Genomic DNA, 15,338 nt, shown 5'->3' on the forward strand with positions numbered 1-15,338 from the left:
CATCGCCGCCGTCAGCGTCGTTTTCCCATGGTCCACATGACCAATCGTTCCCACATTCACATGCGGCTTCTTACGCTCGAACTTTTCCTTGGACACAGCTCAAACCTCTTGCAGTTCTTTCAAATAACGCGAGTTCTGGATCAGGACGCCTTGGCGGCTACCGCTTCGGCGATCTGGGCGGGGGCTTCGGCGTACTTCTCGAACTCCATCGAGTAGGTCGCGCGACCCTGGCTCATCGAACGCAGTTGCGTCGAGTAGCCGAACATTTCGGACAGCGGGACCTCGGCCTTCAGCAGCTTCTGGCCGGCCACGTCTTCCATGCCTTGGACCTGACCGCGCCGGCGATTGAGGTCGCCCATCACGTCGCCCATGTATTCTTCCGGTGTCTCCACCTCAACCTTCATCATCGGCTCAAGCAGGACCGCGCCGGCCTTCAGCGCACCTTCCTTGAAGGCCATGGAGCCGGCCACCTTGAACGCCATCTCGTTGGAGTCGACGTCATGGTAAGAGCCATCGAACAGGGTGACCTTGACGTCCTCAACCGGGTACCCGGCGAGCACACCATTGGCCATCTGTTCCTCGATCCCCTTGGAGACCGCCGGGATGTAATCCTTCGGCACCACACCGCCGACGATGGCATTGACGAACTTGAAGCCTTCGCCCGGCTCCAGCGGCTCGATGCGAATCCAGACGTGGCCGTACTGACCGCGGCCACCGGACTGGCGAACAAACTTGCCTTCCTGCTCGACCGTCTTGCGGATGGTTTCGCGGTAGGCCACCTGTGGCTGACCGACGTTGGCCTCGACCTTGAACTCCCGCTTCATGCGGTCGACCAGCACCTCCAGGTGCAGCTCGCCCATGCCGGAGATGATCGTCTGACCCGACTCTTCATCGGTACGAACACGGAACGACGGGTCTTCCTGCGCCAATTTGTTCAGCGCGATCCCCATCTTTTCCTGGTCGGTCTTGGTCTTCGGCTCGACCGCGATCGAGATCACCGGCTCGGGGAACTCCATGCGTTCGAGTTCGACCGGGTCGTTCGGGTCACACAGCGTGGTCCCGGTATACAGGTCCTTCAGGCCAACGACCGCACCGATGTCACCCGCGCGCAGCTCCTTGATCTCTTCACGAGAGTTGGAGTGCATCTGCAGGATACGCCCGATGCGCTCGCGGCGATCATTCTGCGTGTTCAGCACGGAATCGCCAGCCGACAACACGCCAGAGTAGACACGCACGAAGGTTAGCGAGCCGACATAGGGGTCGGTCATGATCTTGAATGCCAGCGCGGCAAACGGCTCGTCATCCGACGCATGCTTCTGCACCGGCTCTTCGGTACCGGCCTTCACACCCTTGATCGCCTTAACCTCCTCCGGCGACGGCAGGTATTCGACCACGGCATCCAGCATCGCCTGAACACCTTTGTTCTTGAAGGCGGAGCCGCACAGCATCGGCACGATCTCGAGATCAATGGTGCGCTTGCGCAGCGCCGACTTGATCTCTTCCTCGCTAAGGTCGCCCTCGTTGAGGTACTTGTCCATCAGCTCTTCGGTCGCCTCGGCAGCGGCCTCGAGCATGTTCTCGCGCCACTTCTCGGCCTCGGCCTTCAGGTCATCCGGGATGTCCTTGTACTCGAAGCTGATCCCAAAGTTGTCTTCGTCCCAGTAGATGGCCTGCATCTTGACCAGGTCGATCACACCCTTGAAGTTATCCTCGGCACCGATCGGCAGCTGGATCGGGACCGGGTTGGCCTGCAGGCGCTCTTTCATCTGCTCATAGACGCGCAGGAAATCGGCGCCGGCACGGTCCATCTTGTTGACGAACGCCAGGCGCGGCACGGCGTACTTGGTCGCCTGACGCCACACCGTCTCGGACTGCGGCTGCACACCACCGACCGCGCAATACACCATGACGGCACCGTCGAGGACACGCATGGAGCGCTCGACCTCGATGGTGAAGTCCACGTGCCCCGGGGTATCGATGATATTCACCCGGTGCTCGTCAAACTGCTTGGCCATACCGGACCAGAAGCTGGTGGTCGCAGCGGAGGTGATGGTGATCCCGCGCTCCTGCTCCTGCTCCATCCAGTCCATCACGGCTGCACCGTCATGCACTTCGCCGATCTTGTGCGACAGGCCGGTGTAAAACAGGATGCGCTCGGTCGTCGTCGTCTTGCCGGCGTCGATGTGCGCGCTGATCCCGATGTTCCGGTAGCGCTTAAGTGGTGTCTTGCGTGCCACGGTGAGCCTCTCTAAACAGATTTACCAGCGGAAATGCGCGAACGCCTTGTTCGCTTCCGCCATACGGTGAGTGTCTTCGCGCTTCTTCACGGCGGAACCCTTGCTGTCGGAAGCATCCATCAGCTCGCCGGCCAGCTTCAGCGCCATGGTGCGCTCGCCACGCTTGCGGGCGGCTTCCACAACCCAGCGCATGGCCAGCGCGTCCTGGCGCACGGAACGCACCTCCACCGGAACCTGGTAGGTCGCACCACCGACGCGTCGGGATTTCACCTCGACACGCGGACGAATGTTGTCCAGGGCACGCTCCAGCGCACCCATGCCGTCGCCCTGCTTGGCCTCGATCTGGTCCAGGGCGCCGTAGACGACCTGTTCGGCGACGGACTTCTTGCCGTCACGCATAACCGTATTGATGAATTTGGCCAGGCGCTCGCTTCCGAACTTGGGGTCGGGAAGGATGTGACGCTTGGGGGCAGCTGCTCTTCTTGACATGTTTCAGTTCCCGGACTGGATCACGGTTAGGATTTGGGACGCTTGGTGCCGTACTTGGACCGGCCCTGGGCACGCTTTTGCACGCCCTGGGTGTCCAGGCTGCCGCGCACCGTGTGGTACCGCACGCCCGGAAGGTCCTTCACACGACCACCACGGATCAGGACCACCGAGTGCTCCTGCAGGTTGTGGCCTTCACCGCCGATATAGCTACTGACTTCATAGCCATTCGTCAGCCGCACGCGCGCAACCTTGCGCAGCGCCGAGTTCGGCTTCTTCGGGGTAGTGGTGTAGACACGGGTGCAGACCCCGCGCTTCTGCGGGGAACCCTGCAGCGCCGGCACGTCGCTCTTCTCGACGGGGCGCTTGCGGGGCTTGCGTACCAACTGGTTGATCGTGGCCATGAAACCCTTTCTCCTAGCCTAAAAATAACGACAGGCCGGTGCCGAGACCGGCCTGTCGAGGGAGCGGAATTCTAATCGCCGCCCCCATGAGTGTCAAGGTGGGACGGGTCACTCGGACCCGTCTTCCGTGGTACCCGGGTCGGCGGTGGCCGGTTCGGATTCGGCGGTAACCGCCGGCGCCTCTGCGACCGTCTCGAACTCGGGCATTTCCAACGCGCGCTTGCGGCGGCGTTCCTTGTGATAGGCAAGCCCCGTCCCAGCCGGGATCAGGCGACCGACAATCACGTTTTCCTTCAGGCCGCGCAGGTCATCGCGGGCGCCACGGGTGGACGCCTCGGTCAGCACCCGAGTGGTCTCCTGGAAGGATGCCGCGGAGATAAACGACTCGGTGACCAGCGAGGCCTTGGTGATCCCCAGGAGCACGCGCTCGTAGGTCGCCGGCTGCTGATCGGCACCAATCTGCTCGTTCTCCTCGAGGACGCGAATGCGATCCACCTGGTCCCCGGCAAGGAACTTGGTATCGCCAGCGTCCACGATGTTCACCTTGCGCATCATCTGGCGGACGATCACCTCGATGTGCTTGTCGTTGATCTTCACGCCCTGCAGGCGGTAGACGTCCTGGATCTCCTGAACCTGGTATTCGGCCAGGGTGGTCACACCCCGCAGCCGCAGGATGTCATGCGGGTCCAGTTCGCCATCGACCACGACCTCGCCACGCTCCACGCGTTCGCCTTCGAACACGTTCACCTTGCGCAGCTTCGGGATCAGCATTTCGACCGGGTCACCCTTGTCCGGGGTGATCACCAGACGCTGCTTGCCCTTGGTCTCCTTGCCGAAGGACACGGTGCCCGAGATCTCCGCCAGGACGGCGGGCTCCTTCGGACGCCGGGCCTCGAACAGGTCGGCCACACGCGGCAGACCACCGGTGATATCACGTGTCTTGGAGGACTCCTGCGGCAAACGGGCGATGACGTCCCCCACTTCGACCCGGGCGTTGTCTTCCAGGTTGAAGATGGCGTTTGCCGGCAACATGTACTGGGCGGGCATGTCGGTACCCGGGATGTACACCTCGTTGCCGTCATCGTCCAGCAGCTTGACCGTCGGACGCAGATCCTTGCCCGCGGTCGAGCGGCTCTTCGGATCCAGCACCACGTTCGAGGAGAGACCGGTAAATTCGTCGGTCTCCTTGGTGACGGTCACGTTCTCGACGAAGTCCTGGAGGCGGATGTTACCCGCCACCTCGGTCACGATCGGATGGGTATGCGGATCCCAGCTCGCGACCTCCTGACCGGACTCGACGGTATCGCCATCGTGGACGGTGATGGTCGCCCCGTAGGGGATCTTGTAGCGCTCGCGCTCGCGGCCCTGATCGTCGATCACGCCCAGCTCCCCGGAACGCGACACCGCGACCAGGTTGCCAGCCTTGTTGGTAACCGTCTTCAGATTGTGCAGGCGTGCGGAACCGGCGCTCTTCACCTGGATCGCACTGACCGTCACGGCACGGCTCGCAGCCCCACCGATGTGGAAGGTACGCATGGTGAGCTGGGTGCCCGGCTCACCGATCGACTGAGCGGCGATCACGCCAACCGCCTCGCCCGCGTTGACCTCGTGGCCACGCGCCAGATCGCGCCCATAGCACTTCGCACAGATGCCCTGACGCGTCTCGCAGGTAATCGCGGAGCGCACTAGCACCTCGTCCACCGAAGCGGCATCGAGCGTATCGACCATCGCCTCGTCGAGCAGGGTGCCCGCCGGGATCAGGGTCTCGTCGGTCCCCGGACGCAATACGTCGACTGCAGTCGTGCGGCCCAGTACGCGGTCGCGCAGGGGCTCAACAACGTCGCCGCCCTCGATGATTGGCTTCATCAGCAGACCTTGCTGGGTCCCGCAGTCCGGCTGAGTAACCACAACGTCCTGGGAGACATCGACCAGGCGGCGGGTCAGGTAACCGGAGTTCGCGGTCTTCAACGCGGTGTCGGCCAGGCCCTTTCGGGCCCCGTGGGTCGAAATGAAGTACTGCAGGACGTTCAGACCCTCGCGGAAGTTCGCGGTGATTGGCGTCTCGATGATGGACCCGTCCGGCTTGGCCATCAGGCCACGCATGCCGGCCAGCTGACGGATCTGCGCGGCGGAACCACGCGCACCGGAATCGGCCATCATGAAGATCGAGTTGAACGAGTTCTGTTCGACCGTCTCGCCATCCTTGTTGGTGACCTGCTCCTTGCCGAGACGCTCCATCATGGCCTTGGCCACCTGGTCATTGCAGTGCGACCAGATATCCACAACCTTGTTGTAGCGCTCGCCCTTGGTGACGAGACCCGAGGCGTACTGGTCCTCGATCTCTTTCACCTGGTCCTCAGCACCCTGCAGGATCGGATGCTTCTCGTCCGGAATCACCATGTCGTCGGCGCAGAACGACACGCCGGCACGGGTGGAGTAGTAGAAGCCCGCATACATCAACTGGTCCGCGAACACCACGGTGTCCTTCAGGCCCAGGCGGCGGTAGCAGGAGTTGATCAGCCCGGAGATCGCCTTCTTGTTCAGCTCGCGGTCGATCAGCTCGAACGGCAGGCCCTTGGGCATGATGCGCGACAGAATCGCGCGGCCCACCGTGGTCTCGACACGCATCGAGGGCAGCTTCTCGCCCTCCGCCACGTCGGCCATGGTGTCCGGGATGCGCACGGTAATACGGGCATGCAGATCGACCTGCTTGTGCTCGTAGGCGCGGTGGACTTCATCCACGTCGGAGAAGGTCATGCCTTCGCCCTGAGCGTTCACCTTCTCGCGGGAGAGGTAGTACAAGCCCAGCACGATGTCCTGCGACGGCACGATGATCGGCTCGCCGTTCGCCGGGGAGAGCACGTTGTTGGAGGACAGCATCAGGGTGCGCGCCTCCAGCTGGGCCTCCAGCGACAGCGGCACGTGAACGGCCATCTGGTCACCATCGAAGTCCGCGTTGAACGCGGCGCAGACCAGCGGATGCAGCTGGATGGCCTTGCCCTCGATCAACACCGGCTCGAACGCCTGGATCCCCAGGCGGTGCAGGGTCGGGGCGCGGTTCAGCATCACCGGGTGCTCGCGGATGACCTCTTCGAGGATATCCCAGACCTCGGGACCTTCCTTCTCCACCGCCTTCTTGGCGGCCTTGATCGTGGTCGCCAGACCGCGACGCTGCAGCTTGCCGAAGATGAACGGCTTGAACAGCTCCAGCGCCATGCGCTTGGGCAGGCCGCACTGGTGCAGACGCAGGGTTGGGCCGACCACGATCACGGAACGACCGGAGTAGTCCACGCGCTTGCCCAGCAGGTTCTGACGGAAGCGGCCCTGCTTGCCCTTGATCATGTCGGCCAGGGACTTCAGCGGGCGCTTGTTGGTGCCGGTAATCGCACGGCCTCGGCGGCCGTTGTCCAGCAGCGCATCCACGGACTCCTGCAGCATGCGCTTTTCGTTGCGCACGATGATGTCCGGGGCATTCAGCTCCAGCAGGCGGCGCAGACGGTTGTTGCGGTTGATCACCCGGCGGTACAGGTCGTTCAGGTCGGAGGTCGCAAAACGACCCCCGTCCAGCGGCACCAACGGACGCAGGTCCGGCGGCAGCACCGGCAGGACCTTCATGATCATCCACTCCGGCTTGTTGCCGGATTCGAGGAACGACTCGACCAGCTTCAGGCGCTTCCCGAAGCGCTTGATCTTGGTCTCGGAGCCGGTCTCGGCCAGCTCCTGGCGCAGCTTGGCGGCCTCGGCCTGCAGGTCCATCTCTTTCAGCAGGCTCAGTACCGCCTCCGCACCCATCAGCGCGGTGAAGTCATCGCCATGCTCTTCCATCGCCTCGAGGTATTCCTCGTCGGTCAGGAGTTGGCGCTTCTCCAGCGTGGTGAAGCCCGGATCGGTCACGATGAAGGACTCGAAATAGAGCACCTTCTCGATGTCCTTCAGCGTCATGTCGAGCAGCAGGCCAATACGGGACGGCAGGCTCTTCAGATACCAGATATGGGCGACCGGCGAGGCCAGGTCGATATGTCCCATGCGCTCACGGCGCACCTTGGTCTGGGTGACCTCGACGCCGCACTTCTCGCAGACCACGCCGCGATGCTTCAGGCGCTTGTACTTGCCGCACAGGCACTCGTAGTCCTTCACCGGGCCAAAAATCTTCGCGCAGAACAGGCCATCGCGCTCCGGCTTGAAGGTCCGGTAGTTGATGGTCTCCGGCTTCTTTACCTCGCCGAAGGACCACGAGCGGATCTGGTCCGAGGACGCCAGCCCAATACGGATGGCGTCGAACTCTTCGGGCTGCGTCTGCTGCTTGAACAGATTCAGGAGGTCTTTCATTCGCTTGCCTCACAAACTTGGTTTCGAGGGGCGCGCACGCCCCGTCGGATCACAATCGGATCGGAGAAGATCAGTCCTGCTCGAGCTCGATATTGATGCCGAGCGCCTTGATCTCCTTCATGAGCACGTTAAACGACTCGGGGACGTTGGCCTCCATATGGTGCTCACCGTCAACGATGTTCTTGTACATCTTGTTACGGCCCTGCACGTCGTCCGCCTTCACCGTAAGCATTTCCTGCAGGGTGTAGGCAGCGCCGTAGGCCTCCAGTGCCCAGACCTCCATTTCGCCGAAGCGCTGACCGCCGAACTGCGCCTTGCCGCCCAGCGGCTGCTGGGTGACCAGGGAGTACGGGCCGGTGGAACGCGCATGCATCTTGTCGTCCACCAGGTGGTTCAGCTTCAGCATGTGCATGTAGCCCACCGTGACCGGACGATCGAAGCCGTCGCCGGTGCGACCGTCATACAACTGGGCCTGCCCGGTTTCCGGCAGGTCCGCCAGACGCAGCATCTCCTTGATCTCGGCCTCTTCGGCTCCATCGAACACCGGCGTCGCCATCGGCACGCCACCACGCAGGTTCTTGCACAGGGCGATGATCTCGGCATCCGACATGGAGTCGAGGTCCACCTTGCGCTCGCGGTGGTTGTAGATCTTGTCGAGGAACTCACGCAGCTTCGCGATCTCGGCCTGGGCCTCGAGCATGCGGTTGATCTTGTCGCCCAGGCCCTTGGCGGCCCACCCGAGGTGAACCTCCAGCACCTGCCCGACGTTCATGCGCGAGGGCACACCCAACGGGTTCAGCACCACGTCGACCGGGGTCCCGTCCTCAAGGAACGGCATATCCTCTTCCGGCACGATCATCGAGATCACACCCTTGTTCCCATGGCGGCCCGCCATCTTGTCGCCCGGCTGCAGACGGCGCTTCACGGCCACATAGACCTTCACCATCTTCTGCACGCCCGGCGGCAGGTCGTCACCCGCGGCCAGCTTGGCCTTCTGGTGCTCGAACTTCTTCTCGAACGCCTCGTGCTGATCCTTGATCTGGCGCCCCAGGTCTTCCAGCTGGCTGTTCACGGCGTCGTCCTTCAGACGCACCTCGAACCACTGGTCACGCGACAGGCCCTGCAGGTACTTCTTGGCGACCTTGGAACCATCGCCCAGGCCCTCCGGACCACCAGCGGCGGTCTTGTTGACCAGCAGCTTCTCCACACGGGCGTAGATGTCGTCCTCGTAGATGCGCAGCTGATCCTTCAGGTCCTTCTGCACGGCGGCGAGATCGTCGGCCTCGATCGACTTCGCACGGGCGTCCTTCTCCACGCCATCGCGGGTGAAGACACGCACGTCAATCACGGTGCCCTCAATGCCGGACGGCACGCGCAGAGACGTATCCTTCACGTCCGAGGCCTTCTCGCCAAAGATCGCCCTCAGGAGCTTCTCTTCCGGGGTCAGCTGGGTCTCGCCCTTGGGCGTGACCTTGCCGACCAGGATGTCGCCCGGATTCACCTCGGCACCGACATAGACCACGCCGGACTCGTCCAGCTTGTTCAGCAGCGACTCGGACACGTTGGGGATGTCCGCGGTGATCTCTTCCTGACCCAGCTTGGTGTCGCGGGCGACACAGTTGAGCTCTTCGATATGGATCGTGGTGTAGCGGTCTTCCTGGACCACGCGCTCCGAGATCAGGATCGAGTCCTCGAAGTTGTAGCCATTCCAGGGCATAAACGCGACCATCATGTTCTGACCCAGCGCCAGCTCGCCCATATCGGTGGAGGAGCCGTCGGCAATCGCGTCGCCACGCGCAATCTCGTCACCCACCGCAACCAGCGGGCGCTGGTTGATGGAGGTGTTCTGGTTGGAACGCGAGTACTTGGTCAGGTTGTAGATGTCGACGCCCGGTTCGCCCGGCACGGTCTCGTCATCGTTCACCCGCACCACGACACGCCCGGCATCCACCGAGTCCACGGTACCGCCGCGCTTGGCGACGATCGCGGAGCCGGAGTCGATGGCGACCGCACGTTCGATACCCGTACCCACCAGCGGCTTGTCGGCCCGCAGGCACGGCACGGCCTGACGCTGCATGTTCGCACCCATCAGGGCGCGGTTGGCGTCATCGTGCTCCAGGAACGGCAGCAGCGCGGCGGCGACCGACACGATCTGCTTCGGCGACACATCCATGTACTGGATCTTGTCCGGCGTCGAGATCGTGAACTCTTCCTGGTGGCGACAGGAGACGAGGTCGTCACTCAGACGGCCCTCCTCGTCCATCGCCGCGTTCGCCTGGGCGATCACGTACTGGCTTTCCTCGATCGCGGAGAGATACACGATCTCGGCGGTCACCTTGCCGTCCTCGACCTTGCGGTACGGCGTCTCCAGGAAGCCGTAGCGGTTGGTGCGGGCGTACACGGCCAGGGAGTTGATGAGACCGATGTTCGGGCCTTCCGGCGTCTCGATCGGGCACACACGACCATAGTGGGTCGGGTGCACGTCACGCACTTCGAAGCCAGCACGTTCACGGGTCAAACCGCCCGGGCCCAACGCCGAGATACGCCGCTTGTGGGTCACCTCGGACAGCGGGTTGTTCTGGTCCATGAACTGCGACAGCTGGCTGGACCCGAAGAATTCCTTGACCGCAGCGGCCACGGGCTTGGCGTTGATCAGCTCCTGCGGCATCAGACCTTCGCTTTCGGCGACGGTCAGACGCTCCTTCACCGCACGCTCGACCCGCACCAGTCCCAGCCGGAACTGGTTCTCGGCCATCTCGCCCACCGAACGGATACGGCGGTTACCGAGGTGGTCGATATCATCGGTGCGACCATTGCCGTTACGCAGATCGATCAGGACCTTGAGCACCGACAGAATGTCTTCAGGCGACAGGACCCCGGCGCCTTCGTCGGTATCGCGACCCACGCGCCGGTTGAACTTCATGCGGCCAACGGCCGAGAGGTCATAGCGGTCTTCGGAGAAGAACAGGTTGGAGAACAGGTTTTCAGCGGCGTCCTTGGTCGGCGGCTCGCCGGGACGCATCACGCGATAGATCTCGACCTGGGCCTCCAGCTGCGTCTTGGTCGGATCCAGACGCAGCGTGTCCGACATATACGGACCATGGTCGTAGTCGTTGGTATAGATGGTATCGAGGGTCTTCACGCCCTCGGCACGCAGCTTGTCCAGCAACTCCTGGGTCAGCGCATCATTGGCATTGGCGATCAGCTCGCCGGTGGACTCGTCCACGATACCCTTTGCCAGGACACGACCCATCAGGTACTCGTCCGGCACCCGCAGGGTATTAATGCCGGCCTTCTCGATCTCACGGATGTGGCGCGGCGTAATCCGGCGACCGGATTCTACGATCACCTTGTCGCCATCCATGATGTCGACCACGGCCGTTTCCCCACGCATACGCTCGGGGATCAGATCCAGTTGACCGCCGTCTTCATCGAGGGTCAGCTGGTTGAACTCGAAGAAGGTGGACAGGATCTCTTCGGTATCCATGCCCAGCGCGCGCAACAGGATCGAAGCCGGCAGCTTGCGGCGCCGGTCGATGCGCACATACACCCCGTCCTTGGCGTCGAACTCGAAATCGAGCCAGGAACCGCGGTACGGAATAATTCGGGCGTTGTAGAGCAGCTTTTGCGCACTGCCCTGCGTCTTGCCCTTGTCGCTGTCGAAGAACACACCCGGAGAGCGGTGCAACTGCGACACGATCACGCGTTCGGTGCCATTGATAACGAAGGTGCCATTCTCGGTCATGAGCGGCATTTCGCCCATGTAGACCTCTTGCTCCTTCACCTCTTTGACCACGGTGGAGCCCGCCGGGGCTTCCTTGTCGTGGATCACCAGGCGCAGCAGTACCCGCAGCGGGGCCGCGTAGGTCACGCCGCGGATCTGGCATTCCTTCACGTCGAACATCGGCTCGCCCAGGCGGTAGCTCACGTACTCGAGCTGGACATGACCGGAATAGCTGACGATTGGGAATACCGACTGAAACGCCGCATGCAGGCCCAGGGGGTCACGCCCGTCGGGCGCCTTGTCCGCCTGCAGGAAATCCCGATAGGACGTCAACTGGGTTTCGAGCAGGTACGGGACGTCCAGAATCTGGGGACGCTTCCCGAAGTCCTTGCGGATACGTTTCTTTTCGGTATAACTGAGGGCCATGGCTTACCTCGGAGGCTAGCTAAACAACGCGCGACAAAACCCGCGCCACCACGGGCTGAGGCTGACGACCGTACGGCCGCCAGCCTCAGAGCTTCGTGATGTACACGAAAACAACAGGCGCAAGCGCCTTCTTACTTCAGTTCGACGGTGGCGCCCGCGCCTTCCAGCTCCGCCTTCATCTTCTCGGCCTCGTCCTTCGGAGCGCCTTCCTTCACGGTCGCCGGCACGCCTTCGACCATTTCCTTGGCTTCCTTCAGACCCAGACCGGTCAGGCCGCGAACGACCTTGATGACGCCGACCTTGTTTTCACCAAAGCTGGACATCACAACATCGAACTCGTCCTTCGCTTCAGCGGCGGCGGCATCACCACCACCGGCAGCAGCCGGGGCGGCCGCGACGGCGGCAGCGGCGGACACGCCGAACTTCTCTTCCATCTCGCTGATGAGGTCCACAATTTCCAGGACCGTCATGTTGCCGATGGCTTCCAAGATATCTTCTTTCGAAACGGCCATTTTTCTACTCTCCTAACGGGGAACACCCGTAATTCATTCAGTACTTGCTCAGAAACGGCTTAATGGGATTCAGGCTGCCTGTTTCTGGTCACGGATTGCTGCAACGGTACGCACCAGCTTGCCGGGGACCTCGTTCACCGTACGGGCGAACTTGTCGAGCGGCGCCTTCATGGTGGCGAGAAGCGTAGCGAGCGCTTCGTCGCGGGTCGGCAGGCTCGCGAGGCGATCGAGATCGTTCGCCCCCATGAGCTGCCCACCAAAGGACACCAGCCGGACCTTCAGCTGTTCGTTTTCCTTGGCGAAGTTCTTCACCAGGCGCGCGGCCGAACCAGGTTCTTCCTGGCTAAAGGCAAGGATCAGAGGGCCTTGCAGCTCAGGCTGCATGCACTCGAAATCCGTGCCGTCGATCGCTCGCTTGGCGAGGTTGTTCTTCACCACCCGCAGATAGACCCCGGAACTGCGGGCCTGCCGACGCAGGTCGGTCATCTGCGCGACCGAGAGACCCCGGTACTCCGCGGCGACCGCGGAATGCGCCGAGGCAGCAACCGTAGCCAGCTCCGAGACAATCGCCTTCTTGTCGTCGAGATTCAAAGCCACGTTGACTCTCCTCTAGTAAGACCACCCGAAGGTGATCGTGAAACCGGGCGAACCCGGTACTCGGTGCTCCCGTCGCAGGTACTTCCTGAATCGGGTGACACCATCTGCGCAGGCTGGGGTATTAAGCCGGGTCCCAGGACCCGGCGCCTGCGGTCTTGGATGGCGTGCCGCTTGCGCGACAGCCGACCAAAAACCAAATGTTGTTGCTCAGAGCTCCAGCGAGCCCTGGTCGACCTTGACGCCCGGGCCCATCGTCGTGGAGACCGTGACACCCTTGACGTACTGACCCTTGGAGGTCGCCGGCTTCATCTTCATCAGATCCGCCAGCAGGGCGTTCAGGTTGTCGGTAAGCGCACTGGACTCGAAATCCGCCGCGCCAATCGTGCAATGCACAATCCCGCCCTTGTCCGTGCGGTAGCGCACCTGGCCACCCTTGGCATTGGTCACAGCCGTGGCCACGTCCGGGGTCACGGTGCCGACCTTGGGGTTCGGCATCAGGCCACGCGGGCCAAGGATCTGGCCGAGCTGACCCACCACACGCATCGCGTCCGGAGAGGCAATAACGACGTCGAAGTCCATCTGGCCGGCCTTCACCTGCTCCGCAAGGTCGTCCATGCCGACCACATCGGCACCGGCTTCCTTGGCGGCATCGGCATTGGCGCCCTGTGTGAACACGGCCACGCGCACGCTCTTGCCATTGCCGTGCGGCAACACGGTCGAACCGCGGACGACCTGATCGGATTTCCGCGGGTCCACGCCGAGATTCACGGCGACGTCCACGGACTCACGGAATTTCGCCTTGGGCAGATCACGCAGGAGATCGAAGGCATCGGACACCGGGTACAGACGGCCCGACTCGACCTTCTCGCGGATGGCCTTCGTTCGCTTGGTCAGTTTCGCCATCTCAGAGACCCTCCACTTCAAGGCCCATACTGCGGGCACTACCGGCAATGGTCCGGACCGCGGCGTCCAGGTCGGCCGCAGTCAGATCCGGCTCCTTGGTCTTCGCAATCTCTTCCAGCTGCGCGCGCGTCACGGTGCCGACCTTGTTGGTATTCGGCTGACCGGAGCCCGACTGGATACCCGCCGCCTTCTTCAGCAGGATCGCTGCCGGCGGCGTCTTGGTAATAAAGGTGAAGCTGCGATCGGAGTACACGGTGATGACCACCGGCACCGGCAGGCCGGGCTCCATTTCCTGGGTCTGCGCGTTGAACGCCTTGCAGAACTCCATGATGTTCACGCCACGCTGGCCCAGTGCAGGGCCGACGGGCGGGCTCGGGTTGGCCTTGCCGGCCGGAACCTGAAGCTTGATATACGCTTCGATCTTCTTTGCCATGAGTACTCCCTCGGGTGCGAACGCCTTTCGGCTCCCCGATCAGCAGGTAACAGCGCTTGCGCGCCTTTAAGTTTTCTCGACTTGGTGGAACTCGAGTTCCACAGGCGTCGAACGCCCGAAAATCTGGACCGCCACCAGCAGGCGGCTCTTGTCGTAGTTCACTTCCTCGACCACGCCATTGAAGTCATTGAACGGCCCATCGATCACGCGGACCATCTCGCCCACTTCGAACAGGACCTTCGGCCGCGGCTTCTCGGCACCTTCCTGCATGCGCTGCAGGATGGCATCGGCCTCCTTGTCACTGATCGGCGCCGGGCGGTCGGCTGTTCCACCGATGAAGCCGAGCACGCGCGGTACGGCCTTGACCAGATGCCAGGCCTCGTCGTTCAAGTCCATCTGCACCAGCACATAGCCGGGGAAGAACTTACGCTCACTCTTGCGCTTCTGGCCGTCCTTCATTTCGACGACCTCCTCGGTCGGAACGAGGATCTCGCCAAAATGATCCTGCATCCCAAAGCGCTCGACCCGCTCCTCAAGGGAACGCTTCACTTGCGCCTCGAAACCGGAGAATGCCTGTACGACGTACCAGCGTAGTGCCATGGAGAGAATCCTGATGCTTATCCGATGAACCGACTAATACCCCAGCCCAGGAACATATCCAGGAGCCAGAGGAAGATCCCCACCAGGATCACGACGGCAATGACGATCAGCGTGGTCTGAGTCGTCTCTACGCGGGTGGGCCACACCATCTTGCGCACCTCGGTGCGCGCGTTGCCCATAAAGCCGGCAAGCTGGCTTCCCTTGGCGGTGGTCATGCCAATCGCCAAGGCCACACCCACGACAGCGAGCAGCCCGAGGACACGAATCAGAGTGGATTCGTCCTGGAACCAATAGAAGCCCATGACACCGGCAATTAGCAGCGCCACGGCTACCGCGAGCTTGATCGTGTCAAGCACGCCGGTCTGTTCCGATTGTTCACTCATGAATACGTATCACCCGGTGCTGCCGCCATCCGGAAGATGGCAGGCCAGGAGGGACTCGAACCCCCAACCTGCGGTTTTGGAGACCGCTGCTCTGCCAATTGAGCTACTGGCCTAAAAATCGAATTGACAAGAAACAAACGCGAGAGACGACGCACCCGGCGCCGCCTCTCGCGGTCGATCTGTCAACTTGTCTACTCTATCACTCGATGATCTTGGAGACGACGCCGGCGCCGACGGTGCGGCCGCCTTCGCGGATCGCAAAGCGCAGACCGTCTTCCATCGCGATCGGGTTGATCAGGGACAC

General features: G+C 62.4%; 12 protein-coding genes, 1 tRNA gene and 1 pseudogene. All 14 read right to left on the reverse strand.

From position 1 onward, the window contains the following. Positions 1–96 (reverse strand): GTP-binding protein (locus D002_RS13195; protein ID WP_018137563.1); only part of this gene is annotated, 96 nt, incomplete at its 3' end. A gap of 44 nt (positions 97–140) precedes the next feature. Next, the gene (gene fusA / locus D002_RS0100155) at positions 141–2,237 is read right to left on the reverse strand and encodes an elongation factor G (RefSeq protein ID WP_018139895.1); all 2,097 of its coding nucleotides are present in this window, start codon (positions 2,235–2,237) and stop codon (positions 141–143) included. A 21-nt stretch (positions 2,238–2,258) separates the two neighbouring features. Beyond that, positions 2,259–2,726, reverse strand: a complete 468-nt coding sequence (gene rpsG / locus D002_RS0100160) for a 30S ribosomal protein S7 (RefSeq protein ID WP_017940460.1) — start codon at positions 2,724–2,726, stop codon at positions 2,259–2,261. 26 nt (positions 2,727–2,752) lie between these two features. Continuing rightward, positions 2,753–3,127: a 30S ribosomal protein S12 gene (rpsL, locus tag D002_RS0100165; protein WP_018139896.1), complete on the reverse strand. Its 375-nt coding sequence runs from the start codon at positions 3,125–3,127 to the stop codon at positions 2,753–2,755. A gap of 108 nt (positions 3,128–3,235) precedes the next feature. Further along, on the reverse strand, positions 3,236–7,456 hold the full coding sequence (gene rpoC, locus D002_RS0100170; protein ID WP_018139897.1) for a DNA-directed RNA polymerase subunit beta': 4,221 nt from the start codon (positions 7,454–7,456) through the stop codon (positions 3,236–3,238). A 70-nt stretch (positions 7,457–7,526) separates the two neighbouring features. Beyond that, positions 7,527–11,606: a DNA-directed RNA polymerase subunit beta gene (gene rpoB, locus D002_RS0100175; RefSeq protein WP_018139898.1), complete on the reverse strand. Its 4,080-nt coding sequence runs from the start codon at positions 11,604–11,606 to the stop codon at positions 7,527–7,529. A gap of 131 nt (positions 11,607–11,737) precedes the next feature. Then, positions 11,738–12,118 (reverse strand): 50S ribosomal protein L7/L12, encoded by a 381-nt coding sequence (gene rplL / locus D002_RS0100180; protein ID WP_018139899.1) that lies wholly within the window; start codon positions 12,116–12,118, stop codon positions 11,738–11,740. A gap of 69 nt (positions 12,119–12,187) precedes the next feature. Further along, entirely contained in the window at positions 12,188–12,709 is a 522-nt protein-coding gene (rplJ, locus tag D002_RS0100185; protein WP_026181400.1) for a 50S ribosomal protein L10, read from the reverse strand. Between the two features lie 213 nt (positions 12,710–12,922). Further along, the gene (gene rplA, locus D002_RS0100190; protein WP_018139901.1) at positions 12,923–13,618 is read right to left on the reverse strand and encodes a 50S ribosomal protein L1; all 696 of its coding nucleotides are present in this window, start codon (positions 13,616–13,618) and stop codon (positions 12,923–12,925) included. Position 13,619: 1 nt separating this feature from the next. Next, positions 13,620–14,051, reverse strand: coding sequence for a 50S ribosomal protein L11 (gene rplK, locus D002_RS0100195; RefSeq protein ID WP_018139902.1), 432 nt, complete (start codon positions 14,049–14,051; stop codon positions 13,620–13,622). Between the two features lie 66 nt (positions 14,052–14,117). Further along, positions 14,118–14,651, reverse strand: coding sequence for a transcription termination/antitermination protein NusG (nusG, locus tag D002_RS0100200; protein ID WP_018139903.1), 534 nt, complete (start codon positions 14,649–14,651; stop codon positions 14,118–14,120). Between the two features lie 17 nt (positions 14,652–14,668). Then, positions 14,669–15,034, reverse strand: a complete 366-nt coding sequence (gene secE, locus D002_RS0100205; protein ID WP_018139904.1) for a preprotein translocase subunit SecE — start codon at positions 15,032–15,034, stop codon at positions 14,669–14,671. A 37-nt stretch (positions 15,035–15,071) separates the two neighbouring features. After that, positions 15,072–15,147 (reverse strand) — tRNA-Trp (locus D002_RS0100210). Between the two features lie 86 nt (positions 15,148–15,233). Next, positions 15,234–15,338: pseudogene (locus D002_RS13200) on the reverse strand (elongation factor Tu); the annotation flags it as partial.

This window comes from Thioalkalivibrio sp. ALJ7, assembly GCF_000376865.1.
In the GTDB taxonomy this organism is placed as follows: domain Bacteria; phylum Pseudomonadota; class Gammaproteobacteria; order Ectothiorhodospirales; family Ectothiorhodospiraceae; genus Thioalkalivibrio.